The sequence below is a fragment of the Photorhabdus akhurstii genome (assembly GCF_018448925.1).
Taxonomy (GTDB): Bacteria; Pseudomonadota; Gammaproteobacteria; order Enterobacterales; family Enterobacteriaceae; genus Photorhabdus; species Photorhabdus akhurstii.
In genome coordinates this window covers 432,627-451,276 of sequence record NZ_RCWE01000002.1, presented here as the reverse complement: position 1 = coordinate 451,276, position 18,650 = coordinate 432,627, and the positions used below count along the sequence as shown (strand labels likewise).

Sequence of the window (18,650 nt, the reverse complement as noted above, 5' to 3'; positions counted from 1 at the left end):
AAAATGGAAAAAGAATATAATCTGCAAAATTCAGAAGTTAATTTAGAAAATACTAAGATTGAATCAAAGGGGCCATCAACCGATGATTTGAAAAGCCGCTTTAAAGAAGGCAGTATTCCTTTACAAGCTGATTATGCAGACCTGATTAATATTGCTGATATTGGCCGTAAAGCAACTGGGCAAGCTCCTCAACAAAATGGACCAGGAGCAGGATTGAAACTGGATGATAATGGTACGCTTAATTTAAAAATGGGTACTATTCCCAGTAAAGACTTTTCTCCGCTAATACTAGAAAAAGATATTTTATCTGTAGACCTTGGTAGTGGTCTGATTAATAAAGACAATGGAATATCTGTTGGTGAAGGTAAAGGTATTGTTGTAAATACAGATGACGTGGCTGTCAAGGCTGCGGCTGATGGTGGTATTAAGGTGGATGATAAAGGTGTTTCGGTTAAATATGGTGATGGTATTTCGGTTAATGGAAATGGAGTAGAAGTTAAGGCCAAAGATAAAGGCAGTATTTCTGTTGAGCCAGATGGTATAGCTGTTAAGTGTTGGGATGGTGGAGGTATTGTAGTAACTGATAATACCGGTCTCTATTTGAAATTAGAGGGAGGAAATTCAAGTAATGCTTGGAGTGGTGTAAGTGGTTTAAGCTTGAGTACGAAAGGCGTAAAAGTTAAAGCGGGTAATGGTATTAAGGTTGATGATAAAGGTGTCAGTATTGATCCTAACAAAGTACTCCCCAGAGGAATAATTGTGATGTTTTCTGGTAGTAGTGTTCCTGAGGGATGGGCATTGTGTGATGGTAATAATGGTACGCCAAATTTGATCGATCGATTTATTTTAGGCGGGGATTTTTCTGGTGTTAAAGGGCAAAGTAATACTAAAGTTTCAGGACCTAAAGATGGTAAATCATTTAGTTTTAATTCTGATGAAGCTACATTAAATATCAATGGCAGAACAAATGAGAGATCGTTATCTATTGGTCAAATACCTAATCACAATCATCTTAGTGGAATAATAATTGACACAGAGATAATGGCCCAGCATGGTTATTATAAGATCGATTCAAACAAGAGAGCGGTAGCTTCTTCGAATAATACCAACAATAGATATCTCTATTACTCAACAGGGATGACCACATCTAAAGGTGTTGTAAATGGAAACAGTCCAGAGACACACAATCATGATATTGATGTGAAAAACACAGGCAAACATTCCCATAGTAATAAAATAACAGTTCCTTATTATATTCTTGCTTTCATTATGAAGCTTTAATTTGTTCATTAATCGTAAAGGGAGTGCTATTTATGACTTCGGAGCTAAATTTATTAAATCGAATTGCTATTACTATTGAAGCTAATAATCAACAGGCGGCTAAAAAAGTATTACATGGTTCCATATTTAATCAGAACAGTGTAAGTAAATTACTTAATCTATACTTTAATAAACATGCGACTAGTCAGGATATCTATTTAGATAAATTAACGCTGAATCTTGGTGAAATTAATTCAAACAGTTTTAATTCTCTGTTTCCTATTCGGCTTAATGCTGAACTAAATAAAGCATTGGGCCAATATCGCGAAAATAATAAGGAAAAAACCATTTCGGAAAATTCAATAATATCCCAGAATACTGGTAAATCCTCTTTATTACATAGTAATGATTTATCTGATATTGAGGGATTTATCCAGTATTTATATCAAAAAGAGGTTAAATTAAATTCTGAAAAAGTAATAGCAGATAAAAGAAATATTGACGTTAATATTAAAGTTTTAATTAATCAATTAATGCAAATAGAGAAAAATTTAGCATTATTATTGGCAAAAAGTTGCTTATCTGAGCACAGTTTGCAACGGCTTTTAGCTATCAGTCAACCAGATTTATTAACCGCGATTAATTGCAAATTATCGGAGAATATAGATAGATCTCAGCATCAAGGAAAGGTAGTTACCTCTTGGCAATTGGTATTGAATGGATTGGGATATATCTATCGATATAATACTCAGGAAATACCTAAACCAGATATGAAAGTGATATCATATATCATGGCTGAATTTGATAGCAGTATGCTTGATATTGTGCCTATTATTACGTTATTTCGCCAGAATATCGTCGCTGAAAATACCTTATTAAATGAATGGTTGAAGCCGATTTGGCAAATAGAATGGATTCCAAGACTGTGTAAGACACACCTCTCTATTCAGGAATATAGAAATTTAGTCAATCGTTTTGGTTGTGAAACACAAACTCCTAGAGAACAATCTTTACAGCAAATAGATCCGGTTAATTCAATGATTACCGAGCTATTACAGAAATTACCTACAGAGCATCGGAAAAGCTTACTACAATTAAATCAGTATCAAGCTTTTCAAGAACAACCAATGTTATCAACACCAGATAATTTTCGCCCTAAAGATAATAATTGTAATCAACCTCGGGCTATTAACAGGCCATATCCTGAATCAGATTTAACTTCTCCATATCAGGTAAATAATGCGGGAATATTAATTCTATGGCCGATGTTACCCGCTTTATTTAATCAATTAGATTTACTTGAGGAGAAAAAATTTATTCATCGTCAAGCTCAATTTATGGCGGTTGATTTCCTGGACTATCTTATTTGGGGGAATGAAGAGGGGAAGGTAGAGAGAAAAATATTGAATAAAGTTTTATGCGGATTAACGATTGATGAAGATATGCCATCAATCCCTGTTGAGTCAGAAGAAGAGTTGATAATAGAGCAATGGTTAGATGCGATTATCACTCAACTTCCGGGCTGGAAAAAACTGAGCCGTAATGATGCCCGCCAACTGTTTTTACAACGACCGGGTGAATTGCTGATAGATGAACAGGAAATCAAAATTACGCTACAACATCAGCCATTTGATCTGTTATTAGCCGACTGGCCGTGGCCGTTAAATATCGCTAAACTTTCCTGGCTAAATCGTCCTTTACAGATTGACTGGAAAAATATTTAAAAGGTTTATATGAACTCTTTACTTAAAAATAGTCACTATGTGGTGGCTGAATTACATTGGATTTATCCCCATTTGGAACGTATCGATCTGTTATTACAGCGCTACTATTATCAAAAGAGGGAAAGGTACGATTTATTACCGGAGAGTTTTTTACTTACTGAGGATAAGGTAGAGGAATATTTGGCACAACCGCAGGGTTTTCCTCATTGGCTATTTGAGGAAGGTGACATTATTATTCATCCGAAAACCGAAGAACACTTTACCTCTGATTTATTGTCTTTATTGGTTGAACGTTTTGAACTCACAGAATTTGAGCGTGATGCTTTATTACTCGGTTTATTGCCACATTTTGACAGTCGTTATCATGCATTATTTGCCGCTCTGAATGGTAACAGTAAAAAACAGTGGCCCAATTTTGCTTTAGCAATTGAATTATTTAGTCAACGCCAAAGTGACTGGCAATTCCTGCAAAACAGTTTTTTACCACACGCACCGTTAATCAATAACCAATTATTACGGCTCAATAACCACGAAGAACCTATTTGGTTACAAACGCAATTTTTAACCCACAGCGCCGTTTGGCATTTTTTATCAGGACAACAGGTAATTTTGCCTCCCCTAATAACTTGTGCTTATTGGTATTATCCTGTTTCACGCCTTTGGTATCCACCAACCCTTTGTCATTCACTTGAAAAGATATTATTGAAAGAAACTGATGAAATTCGTCCGCTGGTGATACTGAAAGGAAAACAGGGCAGTGCCAGAGAGTTAGCAGTCAGCAGTATTATGGAGTTTCACAGAATCAGCACTTTAATCTTGAATTTAGCTCGATTACCAGAGGAAGAGAACTCAACTGTAATAGTTAATTTGTTAGCAGATGCAGTGAGAGAAGCACGGTTACATAATGCTTGTTTATTAATTCGCAATTTTTCTTTGCTTGCAGAGGAAAAGAAAATATTGAATAACGCATTATCCGTTTTATTGAGTCAACCAAGGTTACGGGTGGTTTGTTTAGTGGAACCGGGAGATACATTAATATGGATTAATTATCTGCCAATAGTGCAAATTAATATGCCGGTAGCTACGCTGGTGGATAAAGAGTCTATGTTGAAAGAATATTTACCGGATAATACCTCTCAGAGAATTAATATTGCTCAATTGTGCCAGCGTTTCTCATTTACCGCAGAAACCTTGCCATTAATTCTAAAAGAAGCTTATCGATATCAAATATTACGGCAACCGGATGGTCAATTAGAGGAAATAGATTTACGTAAAGCATTAAGTTTCCGTGCTCAACAGAACTTAGGTAAACTGGCTAAACGAATAACGCCAACGCGTAATTTTAATGACTTAGTAGTTTCTGATGAATTAGCTCAACAATTGAAAGAAATTATCGCGGCAATTAATTACCGTGACCAGATTTTGAGTGCTGGCTTTCAGGAGAAAATAGGCTATGGTACCGGTATTAGCGCACTATTTTACGGTGAATCGGGAACGGGAAAAACAATGGCCGCAGAAGTGATTGCCGGGCATCTTGGTGTTGATTTGATTAAAGTCGATCTCTCTACCGTGGTGAATAAATATATTGGTGAAACGGAAAAAAATATTGCTCGTATTTTCGACCTGGCTGAGACGGATTCCGGGGTACTGTTTTTCGATGAAGCCGATGCACTATTTGGCAAACGTAGTGAAACCAAAGAGGCTCAGGACAGACATGCCAATATTGAAGTTTCTTATTTGTTACAACGGCTGGAGGATTATCCGGGATTGGTGATTTTAGCCACTAATAACCGTAGCCATTTGGATAGCGCTTTTAATCGCCGTTTTACCTTTATTACCCATTTTACTTATCCTGACGAAACATTACGTAGAAAAATGTGGCAAACCATCTGGCCTGAACAATTGAAATTATCCGACGAAATTGATTTTGCCCATTTGGCTAAACGGGCTGATTTGACTGGGGCTAATATTAGAAATATTGCTTTATTAGCATCAATATTAGCCGTAGACAATAATAGTGAAAAAATTGAGCATCAACATATAGAGCGGGCGGTTATTCTCGAATTAAATAAAACAGGTAGACTAATTTTTTAAATATTTATTAAATTTGGAGTCGATATGAAAGATATCATTGAACCTAATAATGCTATTGTGGAAGTTAATAACGCATTAAAAGATATTCTATCTCAATATTTAAATAATATTGATATTCGTTTTGATTTACCGGAGATAAATTCGATTCCATCGAAGCCGACAATAAGTGTATTTCTCTATGATGTACATGAAGATTTGCAATTACGCTCTGCTGAACCAAAGCGTTATAACCCTGTAACTAATTTATTGTTACCTGGGTGGGTCAATATTAATTATAATTATTTGATTACTTACTGGCATTCGAATAAACCCTCAGTTGATGGCAGTAACCCAGATAGCCAACCTGATAATCAAGCCGCAAAAATAATGACTTCTGTTTTGAACGCATTGATTAATCATCGTCAATTACCAAAAATTCCTGGTGCTTACACCAGAGTTATTCCGCCGCAGGAGAATTTAAATAGCTTGGGGAATTTTTGGCAAGCTCTTGGTAATCGTCCAAGACTCTCTCTATTATATTCAGTTACCGCACCGGTAGAACTTCAAGATATTAAAAATACAATAGAGCCAGTTATGGAGATTTCCCATTCTGTGAATCAAAAATTGAATCCTACTAGTTCACAAATAAGCCAAGCTTTGTTAGCAGAATTATGTACTGATTTAGGTGGTACAGAAGATGTGCGTTTGGCGCTAACTAAAGTGAATCTAATAACTAAACCAGTCTTATCGGTTGTAGACAATAATGATAAGCAAGAAAATGAAAAAATTATTCTTGAGATTTCAGGCATTACTTTTTCAATCTATTGTTCTGAAATAAAGGAGATTCTTTCAAGATGGGTAAGCAGCCGTAAAGCGGTTGTTAAGATAAATGGCATAGGTATTATTGTTGATAAAGTAGATTCTAATAAATTAATTAGCATTTAAAAATAATCACTTAATTAATTACCCATAATAAAATGGTAAGTAATAGAAGATAACAATATTTTTATTGATTGCTTTATATAAAAACATCTTGTTGCTAGGAGTGTTTTAGCCTATATATTACTTACTTATAACTCTTGGGTGATAATATTATGCCAATCAGCGACCTTGCAAAAAAAATTGAAACTCGTGCCGGAAAAGATAAAACATGTGAAAATATAGAAACCGGTAATCATCTGGAAATAGGGCTTTCTACTGGCTTATCGAGAACAAAGGATAGATCAAAGTTAAAAAAACATAATATAAATGCCGTAAAATTGATAGATGATATTATCGCATTACATAATGATCCAAAAGGAAATAAATTACTTTGGAATGATAATTGGCAGGATAAAATCACTGATCGGGATTTGGCAACTATATTTAAGGCAATTGATGAAATTGTTTCTGAATTCGGTGGTATTGAATCCTATCAAGAAATAGTTGGGGTAAATCCTTATGATCCTACTGAGCCCGTTTGTGGTTTATCTGCCCAAAATATATTTAAATTGATGATTGAGGGGGAACATGCTGTTGATCCAGTAAAAGCGGCCCAGACAGGAAAAATAGATGGCAATGAATTTGCTGAAAGAGTTGATCAATTCAGTAGTGCAAAAAATTATGTTGCATTGGTTAATGATCGTCGACTAGGGCATATGTTTTTAATTGATCTCCCATCCAATGACCAGGAAACAGTGGGATATATCTATCAATCAGATTTAGGAGAAGGGGCATTGCCTCCCCTTAAAATAGCAGATTGGTTAAATTCCAGAGGAAAAGATCCCGTTAATCTTAATAAACTAAAAATATTGTTAAGTCATGAATTTAATCTATTATCTGACGATGAAAAGAAAGCGTTAATTTCAGAGATGCTTGATATACATAAAGATGTATCTAATGTTAAGTTAGATAGAATGAAGAGAGATCAAGGCGTGGACATTTATTTAACCGAATATGATGTTAATGATTTTTATGAAAATATTGAAAAATTAAAATCTAAACTTGATAACTAAACTTGATAATTATGACAGAAAATTTAGTAAACCAGAGTGAATTGTATTATTCAGATGTTTATATTAGGATTGCGAAAATAATATTAGGTAAATCAAAATCTTAGATGTAATAAATTTAACCAATTTAACCAATTTAACCAATTTAACCAATATAGTGGAGTGGGCCTATTAATGTTAAAACATGCTAATCCTCAAACAATATCCACACAACGTACTAGAAATAGTGCCACGCAGTCGCCATTATCAAGTTCTTCTGGTGGACATCTTGAGCTTTTAAATAATGAGAGTGAGTCTGGGGAAGGTTATAAAAGCAGGCAAACCAAAGGATTGAAGCAATTTCTTGCGGATAGAAGCCTTAATAAGGGATATATTTCCCCGTTGAGGAATAAAGGGTTATTGGTGGGGAGTGAAGAGGCGCCAATTAACGTGCCTGTCGTGGCCCATCGTTATGACAGTAATCGGGAACTTGCACAGGCAATACCTTTGAGAAATAACGTTCCCCGTCAGGAAAATCCTTTTCATGATGTTGTGATGGGATTTCTTGGTGATCAAGTTACATCATCAGAATCGGGTTCAGGAGCGATAGGAGTGCATTGGGGAAAAAATACGCTGGACCCCAATATTACCGGGATTAATGTGGTGAATGGCGCATCGGGAACCGTGGGGATTAGAATTGCTTTGAAGGATATTCAAGCGGGACATCCGGTTATTGTTACGTCTGGCGCATTGAGTGGTTGTACTATGATATATGCCGTGAAGGATGGCTATTTTTTTGCTTATCATACGGGACAGAGACCCGGAGATAATGAATGGAAAACAGGTCGGCAGGGTGTTGTTGCTACTTATGAGAGCCATAAAGCCCTTTCGCCGGACAGCGAGCCGATGACGGTTGGCGAACAGAATAACGATCTGGTGAATATATTTGCAAAGTATGATCAGAGTGTCATTACCTATATGGGTAAACCGGGCGTGGTGATTGATAATGAGGCAGAGAATGTTGGCGTTTTTAACTATGACGAAATGAAGCCTGAAAAACCTGCTATTAGGGCTGGCTATAGTTATGCGCTGTTGGCTAGGGATGATAAAGGAAAGATGAATGTCAAAGTATTGTCGGAAGATGCTACTGTTTCACCCGGCAAGAAAGGTAATACTATTGAGGTCATTAATTCACTCAAAAAACGGTTGTTATAATATAGTAGATTTGTTTAACAGCTTTTTTATTTAAATTTAGCAATATTTTTTACTATCTGATTTGTCAGAAATTGATTGATTTATTTTGTAGATCGAAAAAAAACATGGCAATGTTGTTTGGCATAAAATAATAATATCAGGTATCACAAGTTCAGCTATTATAGAGAGCGTAGAAATGTTCAAGAATGATATTCGCGAAAAAGCAGTTAAATTTGGTAAAAGTAAAGCTCCAAATGAAGGATTGTTGGACGCATTACATTTGGAATTACCTAATGTAAAAGCAGTTATGTCAGCTTATAAGAAACAGACTCCTGAATTTGGTGATTTTAAGAGTAAAACGCGATTAATTCTCAATGCTTCGCAAGAGTTTGGGCAATTGAAACCTGCAAAGCAGCGTAAATTCTCTAAACCGGGTTTAAAAAAGGATGGTGTTTCTGGTGGAAATTTTATTTATTCAAAAAAATCTCTGCAAGATTTCGCTGCTCATGCAGGATATGTGCATAATGGCGATTATGACGATGAATTTGTCAATTTTAAGGATAATGATAGAAACTTAGCGTATGGAAGATTATTCCCGGGTATTAGCTTGATTAAACGTCCGAAATTATCAATAGTAAAAGATAAAGAAGAATGGAAAATGCAACAAAGTGACGAGGCCGAAGCTTATAAGATCACTGATATTGAAGCCTTTATTTCAGGGATAAGAGAGATGTATGGTAAGGAAAACCCTTTGCACCCTGTAGTAGAATCTTTGATCAGAAATCATATTATTAATAATCAATATATATTACCGACGATGGCGGGTATTGCTGGTTTGCATGCAGAGGTACAAGCACTGAATAATTTATTGACTTTAGAAGATGAAAGGGCAGGGGAAGCTGTTGGGAGTCGGAAAATAGGGGAGTATATGCGGGATATGTTGAAATCATCTATTTTTACTCAGCGATTAACAACAAAACAAGCTGGAGATGATTTTGCCGCTTGTCATAACTGTTCGGGGATATTGTCATCACCGGTCAATGTTATTACAGGAAAAGTGCAAAGTGCAGGAAGTAATTTTTCATCAACATTATCTCGATATAAAAAATCGCAAGAGTCACCAATATAAAATAAGATCTTTTTTATGCCTGAGTATTTCACTTCTCAGGCATATTACTTGCTTCTTATTGAACTTTTTATGCTAAGATTGGTTTAATAGGAATTAATTATTTTTCATGGTTTCGAGTATCCAATTATTGAAAAAACTGACCTTAGTAAACTGTTCTGCTGGTTTTAACAGTGACCGAGAGACTAATCCAGAAACTAAATAGTCGTTGTTATTTGTTTTAACCATTAATGGCCCGCCTGAATCTCCGCCGCCGACACCGCCATTTGGATTGCCAGAACAAATATTTATCTTGGGATCATAATTTGTATCAGGATATCCTGGCGGAACTTCGATACATTTCTTATCATCAAGAATATGTTCATTGGTTTTCATTAATATATCTGGAGTTAATACGCTTTCCGTCCTGCCAAAACCAATAACCGTTAATTCTGTACCAACGGGTAGTTCAATGTTTTCGTTTATTCCATTGAGTTTCGCAAATGCGTTACTATGAGTATCTCGGTTGAGCTTAATTAGCGCTATATCATATTGTCCTCGTTTTCGTGCTTCTTTTTTTGTTCCCGTTTTATGCTGAATATTCTCTGGCGATGTAAACCAGTTTGGATGAATAATTATTTTATCAATATCAACTTTATCTTTATATATTGGTGTCGGTTTATACCTTTCTAATCCTACATAGATTGTGGATTTAATATTATCATCTTCAACACAGTGAGCTGCTGTTAAAACCCAACGTTTATTGATTAATATAGAGCCACAATGATGCCCTTCAATGTTTCCATCTTTTGTATTAAGTGCCGAATAGAATGGGAATTCATTCGATGCGGCAGGCTCACCGTTTATTATCTCTATTTCTTCGGCGCTATATGCCATCGATGAGAATGAGATCGTGCTGATAAAAGCCATAATGAAAAGCAATTTTTCTTTCATAATATAATCCTTGTATAATATGATGATAGAGATAAAATTCCATCATATACTATATCAATACGGCCTGGTAGAATAACAATTATGTGCATATTTATACCTCATTTATAGTTAATGGGGTTTTATTATTTAAAATCGAATTAAATAAATGTTTGTTATTGAGTGACTTGGGGTTTTACAATATGGATAAGGTTATTTTAATATTATTAATAAGCAAGTGTGGGTAATCTTATATCTTATTGTTTAATTGGATTGTATTAAATGCATGATTTATTTTTGGTAATTAAAAATATTATTGAAATTAATAGTGTCAAGAAGAATAGAAAAATATTAAATATATAATATTATATTGCAATTTTATTGAATGATATTATGAAGATATATAATAATGGTATCATTTAATCGATCTGAAGGATATTAACGCCATTTTGTTGCACAAGAAACTTGATTTACTTGATTTATGTAACTATCATTAGTTACATCCTTGAGAGAAAGGACGAATATATAAGTAAAGCGGAGAAACTGATAAAAAAGTTTCTTAATAGCCAAAAAACTTTTGAATGGTCTAAACTTGTTGTGTTATTAAGTCTATTAAATTATGAGAAACAAGAAAAGCAAGGTTCAAAGGTACGATTCTTCAATCAATCATTGATTCACACAATTTTAATGCACCGCCCTCATCCTGAAAATTACATTAAAGGTAGCACATTAAAAGCGGTGAAACAGACTCTAAAAGAAGTGGGGTTGATATGAAATATTTAAAATATAAAGGTTATTTAGGTACAATTGAATTTGACCTGGAAAACAATACTCTTTTTGGTAAATTGGAATATATCCGCGATTTGGTGACTTATGAAGCCAAAACAATTGCAGAATTGGAAAATGAATTTAAGATCTCAATTGATTTGTATTTGCAAGACTGCAAGGAATTAAATAAAAACCCTGATGTGCCATACAAAGGGGTTTTTGATGTTAGAGTTAATCCAGAATTGCATAGAAAAATTGCAGAATTAGCACTTGAAGAAGATGTGACGGTTAATGCTTTCGTGAATCAAGCGCTAGAAAATGAAGTCAGTAAACGTCATGTGGGATCTTAATAGCCCCATTAGATTAATGACAAAGATCTAATCATCGGGCCAGGTTTTTGATCTAATAGAAGCACTGGAAAATGGATACCTCGATAATTGATAAATGAAATTTTATAATAGGTTATAGTATGATCAATGTATTAATTTAGCCTCTTATTTTTAAAGAGGCTAAATGGTAATTTAGCTAATGATTTGGTGTTTATAACACCAGATCCAGAATGATGACGCCACATAAGCCAATTGCCCATGCAATAGTGGTTGGTATTGACCAAACTATCATCTGTTGTTTGGCATCTTTGATTCCCATCATACGGTTAACGACCCAGAATAGGCTGTCATTAAAATAACCGAAGAATAACGAGCCCATTGTTGCTGCTTGTGCGGCAACCAGCATGTTGATCCCCGGAATTTGACTAATAATTGGCGCGGAAATAGAAGCAGCGGTAATCATTGCCACAGTGCCGGAACCTTGAATTAAGCGAACCAGTGTCGCAATGATAAATGGAATCAATACCGGTGTTAGGGGGAGATTGGCTATATATTGCGCTAGAATGGTGCCGGTACCACTTTCACGCAGTACCGCACCTAACGCACCGCCCGCTCCTGTCACCAACAAAATAATACCGGCAGCCTGTAAACCCTCTTCCAGACGATCAATCACTTCATGTTTATTGACTTTTGGCATCAAGGTATAAACCGCCAACAATACACTGATGGCTAAGGCAATAACCGGTGCGCCAAGGAAATCAAATGCTTGGAAATAGAAGTTGTTTTCTTGTCCAGTAAAAGTTTCAGTGTTTAATAACAGGCCATTAATGGCTTTAATGAAGATTAAAGCGATAGGAACGATAATCGGCAACAGGGAGAAAAATAGGCTCGGTAGCGGTTTGCTCGCCTTTTCTTCCATGTAGCGTTGGTGGATTGTTTGTAGATCTTGCGCTTCTTCTGCTTCATCAATGGGTTGAAATTCAGGATATTTTACTGCTAACCATTTGGCATAAAATACAATGCCAATAACGCAAGGCACTGCCAGAACCATACCGGTTAACATCATGGCGCCGACATCTACACCAAAAATGCCGGCAACCCCCAGTGGCCCCGGTGTTGGCGGAACAGTATGGTGGGTAACAACCAACCCTCCGGCCAGCGCCACGCCAAGTGTTAGAAGATGACGTTTTCCCTTTTTAGCGAGTGCCTTTGCCAGTGGGTAGAGAATAACAAAGGCAGAGTCGACAAAAATCGGAATACTGACAATATAGCCGGTGATCGCTAATGCCCACTCTTCGCGTTTTTTACCTAACCATTTGATAAAGCTGTAGGCTATCTGTTCCGCGGCGCCGGAAACTTCCAGCACTCGTCCCATCATGACTCCCAGACCGATAACAATGCCGATACTGCCCAGTGTGGAGCCAAAGCCTTTAGTCATAACATCAATGGTATTTGCTGCGGTTAAGCCACCAGATAGCCCGGCGATCGCCGCTGCGATGAGCATTGCTAATAAAGCATGAACACGGGTACGTAGCACCAGAAAGATCAACGTAAATACGGCTACACCCAGACCAATGACCGGAATGTAGAGTTCCATAATTAGCCTCCAGATAGGGACAAGTTATTGGTGATAAAAGCCCGGATTGCATCACTGAAAGTATTATCAGCATGAAAACCCAGTGATAAGCCACGACTGATATCGAAGTGACCCGGCCAACTGGCAACAATACGGTTAATGTTTTCGTCTGGTTCGAAGCGGATGAGTTCCACTGTTTTCTGCCCGGCAACTTCTGCCAATGCGTCAATCATGCCCTGAACCGTGATACTCATACCCGGTAAATTAACTGTACGGGAAAGACCAAATTTTTCCGCCGGAATTTGAACCGCATGGATAAAGTTGCGGATCACGGTTTCAGGGCTGGAAAGCCATAAAGTAAGATCGCGGGAAACCGGGCAGATGCTGCTTTCTCCGTGCAGAGGTTCACGGATGATAGCACTGGCAAAAGAGGAGGCTGCTTTATTTGGTTTCCCGGGACGGATACTGATTGTCGGTAGACGGAGAACTCGGCCATCGACATATCCTTTGCGGGAGTAGTCGTTAATCATCAATTCACACATGGCTTTCTGTGCGCCATAGGATGATTGAGGATTAACCGCACACTGTTCGGTAATGGTTGCGGGTAATTCTCCGCCGAATACAGCCAAAGAGCTGGTGAAAATAAATTTCAATTGTGGATTTTTGACCCGTGCAACGTTTAATAAGTTGCGAGTAGCATCAAAGTTAACTTGCAAACCGAGATCAAAATCGCTTTCAGCGTGGCTACTGACAATGGCAGCGAGATGGAATAGTACCGCACTGTTTTCATCGATCAGTTTTTCCGCGGCTCCTGATTGAGTTAAATCCAGTGCCAGACATTGGACGCGGGGATCGTTAACCGGTGATACAGGACATTGAATATCGGTCAATATGAGTTGGTCGAAATTTAATGTTTGATGGTTGTTTAGTAAAGCGCTGGCTAGTTGCTGACCCAGAAAACCGGCTCCACCAGTGATGATTACTTTCATTGCGACTCTCCTTGTTTAATAGCTTTGGTTATATAGGGTTCTTATACCCGTTATCCTTCAAGTTGGCTCTTTGTTGGCCGCACTCACTCACCCCGGTCACATAGTTTTCTATTCTCCCGGGGATTCGTTCCCTTGCCGTCGCGATGCATCTTGAAATCCATAGGGTATATCCTTATACGTTGACGGTATGCAATATCAGATTGTGTTCTCGTAATTGTTGCTGCACTTTCGGTGGAAGCTGGCTGTCACAGACAATATCATCCAAACTTGAAAGCGGGCAGACGCGAAACATGCCGTATTTGCCATATTTACTGCTATCAGATACCAAAACACGTCGGCGGGCGATTTCCAATACTGCTTGTTTGACTAAAACTTTTTCTTCATGCGGCGTGGAGACTCCATGCTCCAGATCCCATGAGCTGGTGCTAATAAAGGCAATATCCACATTTAAGTTGCGAAGCAACATAGCGGCGATAGGGCCAACACAGGAATGATTTCTCTTATCTACCTGTCCCCCGGTATGGAACAGATTTAATTGGGGTTTGTTCATCAGGTATTGGGTAATGGAAAAATCGTTCGTGATGATAGTGAGGTTAAAACGCTCAGCCAGAACCCTGGCAATTTCAAACGTGGTGGTGCCGGCGTCAAGATAGACCACTTGTCCATCTTCAACCATAGATACCGCATAGTGACCAATTTCCCGCTTATGACGATGATTAAGCCGGGCTTTTTCATTCCAGGGCAACTCTTGACGTAAAACATCACTAAGTTGCACGCCGCCACTGACGCTAACGACCTTTCCTTCCTCCTCCAGAGTGTGAATATCCCGCCGTACTGTCATATGTGAGACATTCATCAGTTTAACCAGCGCACTGATGGAAATTGTCTGATATTCATGTACGTAACGATAAATAAAGTCTCTACGCTCTGATGGAAGCATATTTTCTCCTGATTATTTCTGTACTTTGGTCAACCAATTCAGACCATCTTCTGTGTGACCAGCGGGGTGATATTCACAGCCAAACCACCCTTGATAGCCCATTTCATCTAGTTTGTTAAATAGCCACGGATAGTTCACCTCGCCGCTATCCGGCTCATGGCGGTCGGGCACGGAGGCAATCTGGATGTGATTGAACTTACCCCATAGACGCTCAATGGTGCGGAGCAAATCTCCTTCCATAATCTGGCAGTGATAAAGATCTAGCTGGATAAAAACATTTTGACGGTCAATGGCTTTAAGTAATGTTTCAGCCTGATGTTGAGTCGTCAGAAAGTAACCTGGCATATCACGAGTATTAATCGGTTCAATTAATACGTTGATGTTATGTTCTGCCATCACATCAGCGGCATGTTGAATGTTGCTGATATAACACTCGCGTTGTTGTATCAGAAATTGGGCATCCAGTTTTCCTGCCATCGCATGAACTTGCTTGCAGTTCAGCGCCAGTGCATATTTCAGCGCGGTTTGTACACCTTCGACAAATTCTTTTTCACGACCAGGAATAGAGGCGATCCCTCTTTCTCCCGCGGCCCAGTTTCCGGCGGGCATGTTGAACAGAACTTGGGTTAATTGATGCTGTTTTAATAGGGCAGCCAGTTCTTCCGCTGCCACTTCATAAGGAAACAGGTATTCAACGCCTTTAAATCCAGCTTTAGCTGCACGGGCAAAACGTTCTGTGAAAGGTACGTCGTTGAACATCATGCTCAAGTTTGCCGCAAATTTAGCCATGATGAATTCCTTGTTTGTTTACTCAGTTCTTGGGGTAACGAGTTTCAAGTTCTTGTACTTGCTCTTCATTTAATGTGGTGAAGCCATGTGGCAGTAACGTTAAATAGAGCCGTGCGGTATCTTCCAATTCTTCTGCATTGAAAAAAGCTTGCCGTAAAGTTTTGCCGCCGACAACAGGTCCGTGGTTGGATAGGAGGATTGCGTTGTGTTTTGCGGCCAGCTTCGCAATTTCTTCGCCGATTCTTTCATCTCCTGGTGGTAGGTATTTGACCAAGGGCAGTTTTCCAACTCGCATCACATAGTAGGGCGTAATGGGTGGCAGACAGTTACTTTTATCCAGATTGGGTAGGCAGGAAAGGGCGGTTAACCAAGGGGAATGTAGATGGACCACCGCATGGCATTCGGGACGGTTGCGATACATTGCCAAGTGCATGGAAACTTCTTTGGTGGGTTTGTCACCGGATAGCCAGTTGCCTTCCGCATCCAGCTTACTCAGGCGGTCGGCTTGCAAGTCGCCAAAACTGGAGTTGGTCGGTGTGATGATGATCGCGCCATCTTCCAGTTTGGCGCTGATGTTACCTGCGCCGCCGCTGCTATAACCCCGGTAGAACATTGAGCGAGCCCATTCGACTAATTCTATCCGTAGTGCTTGTTCACTCATGAAACATCTCCTGTACATGCAGGAAGAAATCAATATTGCCGAAGTTGCCTGATTTTAATGCCAGCCAATAGTTGTGTTGTCGATCGTGTACCCAAGGTACGCCCGGGGCGATTGGTGCCCCGATATTGAACTGTTTGATATCCAGACTTTGTACTATCTTACCGGCGGTTTCGCCGCCTGCGACAATAAAGGTATTGAATCCGAGCTGACACAGGCTTTTTACAACCTTGGCGAAGGTGTTTTCTATTGCTTCACTGGCAGTGGCGGCACCGTATTGTTGTTGGATTTTCTGTAATGTTTCCGGGGGTTGAGTGGCGTATAGCATGGGTGCCAGATGGTTTTGGGATTGCTGAATAACCCACGCGACCAGTTTTTCGGCATATTGTGGATCTTTGATGCATGAATCAATATTCAGGGCCTTAGCAGGGGCCAGTTTCTGGTACAGGGCAACTTGTTTGTTGGTCATGACGGAACAACTGCCGGAAAGGATCACAGTGCGTCTATTCTCGGCGGGTGGGGTTGCCCCTTCCAGTTGGCATGGCATCAATGGCTTACCGGTGTCGGTGCTGGCAAGGGCAGCGCCAAGGCCGGAACCCCCAGTGATTAATTTCAGTTCTGATGCCGCTCTGGCAATAGGCAGTAAGTCATTCATGGAGAGAGTGTCTGTTACCGCGTAACGTATGTTTTGTTGCTGTAAATGATTTATTCGTTCGCGGATTGCCTGTTCTCCCTGGTGTACACATGCCAAATCCACCAGATCTGCTTTCCCCTGAGCCTGTTGTTCCATTAGACGTAGCAGATTGGCATCTGTCATGGGTGTTACGGGATGGTGCTGCATGCCGCTTTCATTAAGTAGTTGACCATTAACAAATAGATGTCCATGTACAACTGTTCGCCCGTTAACCGGGAGGGCAGGAGAGATCAGCGTGATGTCTGTTTTCAGTTCATCCATCAGGGCATCGGTGACCGGTCCAATATTGCCTTTACTGGTGGAGTCAAAAGTTGAGCAGTACTTGAAGAATATTTGTTGACAACCGGCTTTCTGACGTAACCAACGGCAGGATTCCACCGCGTTATTTACCGCTTCGTCTATCGGGCAGGAACGGCTTTTCAGGCTGATAACAATAGCATCAATGTTCTGTGGAATGGCGGTATTTTCATCAGGCGTATCTAGTAGCTGGACGACTTGCCAGCCGCTTTGCACCATAAAACCAGCGATATCGGTTGCGCCGGTAAAGTCATCGGCGATAACGCCCAATTTAATGGTCATTATTTTTTCTCCGGCAAAGCGATGCCTTTAAATGTTTTGATCACCGCGCTGTCATCCCATTGGCCGAAACCTTCGTTACTGGCGGCAAGGAACATTTGATGGGCAGCGGCTGATAATGGTAATGGGAATTTCAGATCCTTACCTGTTTCTAATGCTAATCCCAGATCTTTGACAAAAATATCGACAGAGGATTTGGCAGTGTAATCTCCCGTCAGAATATGGGGAACGCGGTTTTCAAACATCCAAGAGTTACCGGCAGCGTGGGTTACAATATCGTACATCAATTCTAGGGAAATACCGGCTTTGGCTGCCAATGCCATACTTTCTGCGGCGGCTGCAATATGTATACCTGCAAGTAATTGATGGATTGTTTTAACGGTAGATCCTTGACCAATTTCATTTCCGACATGGTAGAGGCGTTCGGTGGTGGCATCAAATACGGGTTTTAGTTGTTCAAATAATGCTGGCTCACCAGAAGCCATAACAGTAAGTTGGCCTTGTTCGGCTTTCAGTGCGCCACCTGAAATAGGTGCGTCCAGCATGTTGAGGTTGTATTGGTTAAGACGATGGGCAAAATCTTTAGCTTGTCCTGCGGCAACGGTACTGTGAAGCACAATGATCGTACCGGGTTTTAGTTGGTTGGCTAGCGGTGTTTCGCCTTCGAACAGTATGCTTTCTATTTGAGCGCCATTGACGACGACGAGTAGGATAGCATCCAGCTCTGATGCCCAGTTTGCTGCGTTGTTTGTTGCTACTTTAGCGCCCGCTTGCAGAAGCTGGTCACAGGCTTTTGGATTTAAATCAAATCCATATGTGGGAATACCCGCGCGTATTAACGCGCGGGCAATTCCCATCCCCATAGCCCCCAATCCTATAATTCCTATTTTTTGTGTTGATTGGTTCATGATGGTTCCCTGGTGTTGTTGTTATAATTTGTTATTTTTTATAATTATTTCACACGAAATTTCACAAATACACGATGGTTATCACATTAGAATGCCTGCTGTTTGAAGATGGTTTTTATTTTAATTGTTTGATTTATATGGTTTATGTTGGGTGATTGTGGAATGTT

General features: G+C 39.2%; 16 protein-coding genes. 8 read left to right on the top strand and 8 right to left on the bottom strand.

The genetic code is table 11. The features are described 5' to 3' along the window. Positions 1 to 3 precede the first annotated feature (3 nt). The 7 genes from EAE93_RS04570 to EAE93_RS04540 all read left to right on the top strand — a co-directional run bounded on the left by EAE93_RS04570 (position 4) and on the right by EAE93_RS04540 (position 9,350). The gene (locus EAE93_RS04570) at positions 4 to 1,281 is read left to right on the top strand and encodes a tail fiber protein (protein ID WP_214039172.1); all 1,278 of its coding nucleotides are present in this window, start codon (positions 4 to 6) and stop codon (positions 1,279 to 1,281) included. A 32-nt stretch (positions 1,282 to 1,313) separates the two neighbouring features. Then, the gene (locus EAE93_RS04565; RefSeq protein ID WP_214039171.1) at positions 1,314 to 2,984 is read left to right on the top strand and encodes a contractile injection system tape measure protein; all 1,671 of its coding nucleotides are present in this window, start codon (positions 1,314 to 1,316) and stop codon (positions 2,982 to 2,984) included. A 9-nt stretch (positions 2,985 to 2,993) separates the two neighbouring features. Then, positions 2,994 to 5,078 (top strand): ATP-binding protein, encoded by a 2,085-nt coding sequence (locus EAE93_RS04560; RefSeq protein ID WP_214039170.1) that lies wholly within the window; start codon positions 2,994 to 2,996, stop codon positions 5,076 to 5,078. Positions 5,079 to 5,102: 24 nt separating this feature from the next. Then, complete coding sequence (locus tag EAE93_RS04555; RefSeq protein WP_036805612.1) at positions 5,103 to 6,002, top strand: Pvc16 family protein; 900 nt, start codon at positions 5,103 to 5,105, stop codon at positions 6,000 to 6,002. A gap of 149 nt (positions 6,003 to 6,151) precedes the next feature. Beyond that, positions 6,152 to 7,051: a cycle-inhibiting factor gene (locus EAE93_RS04550; RefSeq protein WP_214039169.1), complete on the top strand. Its 900-nt coding sequence runs from the start codon at positions 6,152 to 6,154 to the stop codon at positions 7,049 to 7,051. Between the two features lie 171 nt (positions 7,052 to 7,222). Then, complete coding sequence (locus EAE93_RS04545; protein ID WP_036805615.1) at positions 7,223 to 8,242, top strand: cytotoxic necrotizing factor Rho-activating domain-containing protein; 1,020 nt, start codon at positions 7,223 to 7,225, stop codon at positions 8,240 to 8,242. Between the two features lie 175 nt (positions 8,243 to 8,417). Then, a complete protein-coding gene (locus tag EAE93_RS04540) occupies positions 8,418 to 9,350 on the top strand; it encodes a YwqJ-related putative deaminase (protein WP_214039168.1) in 933 nt (310 codons plus the stop codon). Between the two features lie 93 nt (positions 9,351 to 9,443). Here the strand turns inward: EAE93_RS04540 and EAE93_RS04535 are convergent, their stop codons facing one another. Beyond that, the gene (locus EAE93_RS04535) at positions 9,444 to 10,280 is read right to left on the bottom strand and encodes a S1 family peptidase (RefSeq protein WP_040148745.1); all 837 of its coding nucleotides are present in this window, start codon (positions 10,278 to 10,280) and stop codon (positions 9,444 to 9,446) included. A gap of 746 nt (positions 10,281 to 11,026) precedes the next feature. Here EAE93_RS04535 and EAE93_RS04530 point away from each other — a divergent pair. Then, positions 11,027 to 11,374 (top strand): type II toxin-antitoxin system HicB family antitoxin, encoded by a 348-nt coding sequence (locus tag EAE93_RS04530; RefSeq protein ID WP_214039167.1) that lies wholly within the window; start codon positions 11,027 to 11,029, stop codon positions 11,372 to 11,374. Positions 11,375 to 11,564: 190 nt separating this feature from the next. Here EAE93_RS04530 and EAE93_RS04525 read toward each other — a convergent pair whose 3' ends face one another. From EAE93_RS04525 to ltnD, 7 genes are all read right to left on the bottom strand, one after another. Beyond that, the gene (locus EAE93_RS04525) at positions 11,565 to 12,950 is read right to left on the bottom strand and encodes a GntP family permease (RefSeq protein WP_214039166.1); all 1,386 of its coding nucleotides are present in this window, start codon (positions 12,948 to 12,950) and stop codon (positions 11,565 to 11,567) included. A gap of 2 nt (positions 12,951 to 12,952) precedes the next feature. Continuing rightward, on the bottom strand, positions 12,953 to 13,918 hold the full coding sequence (denD, locus tag EAE93_RS04520) for a D-erythronate dehydrogenase (RefSeq protein WP_105394768.1): 966 nt from the start codon (positions 13,916 to 13,918) through the stop codon (positions 12,953 to 12,955). Between the two features lie 172 nt (positions 13,919 to 14,090). Then, the gene (locus EAE93_RS04515) at positions 14,091 to 14,858 is read right to left on the bottom strand and encodes a DeoR/GlpR family DNA-binding transcription regulator (protein ID WP_110090739.1); all 768 of its coding nucleotides are present in this window, start codon (positions 14,856 to 14,858) and stop codon (positions 14,091 to 14,093) included. Positions 14,859 to 14,870: 12 nt separating this feature from the next. Beyond that, entirely contained in the window at positions 14,871 to 15,647 is a 777-nt protein-coding gene (gene otnI, locus EAE93_RS04510) for a 2-oxo-tetronate isomerase (protein ID WP_214039165.1), read from the bottom strand. 22 nt (positions 15,648 to 15,669) lie between these two features. Continuing rightward, a complete protein-coding gene (gene otnC / locus EAE93_RS04505; RefSeq protein WP_036805634.1) occupies positions 15,670 to 16,308 on the bottom strand; it encodes a 3-oxo-tetronate 4-phosphate decarboxylase in 639 nt (212 codons plus the stop codon). Beyond that, positions 16,301 to 17,578, bottom strand: a complete 1,278-nt coding sequence (gene otnK, locus EAE93_RS04500; protein ID WP_214039164.1) for a 3-oxo-tetronate kinase — start codon at positions 17,576 to 17,578, stop codon at positions 16,301 to 16,303. The genes otnC and otnK overlap by 8 nt, the downstream gene beginning before the upstream one ends. Next, on the bottom strand, positions 17,578 to 18,483 hold the full coding sequence (gene ltnD, locus EAE93_RS04495) for an L-threonate dehydrogenase (RefSeq protein ID WP_214039163.1): 906 nt from the start codon (positions 18,481 to 18,483) through the stop codon (positions 17,578 to 17,580). Before ltnD ends, otnK begins: the two co-directional genes overlap by 1 nt. Positions 18,484 to 18,650: the final 167 nt, after the last annotated feature.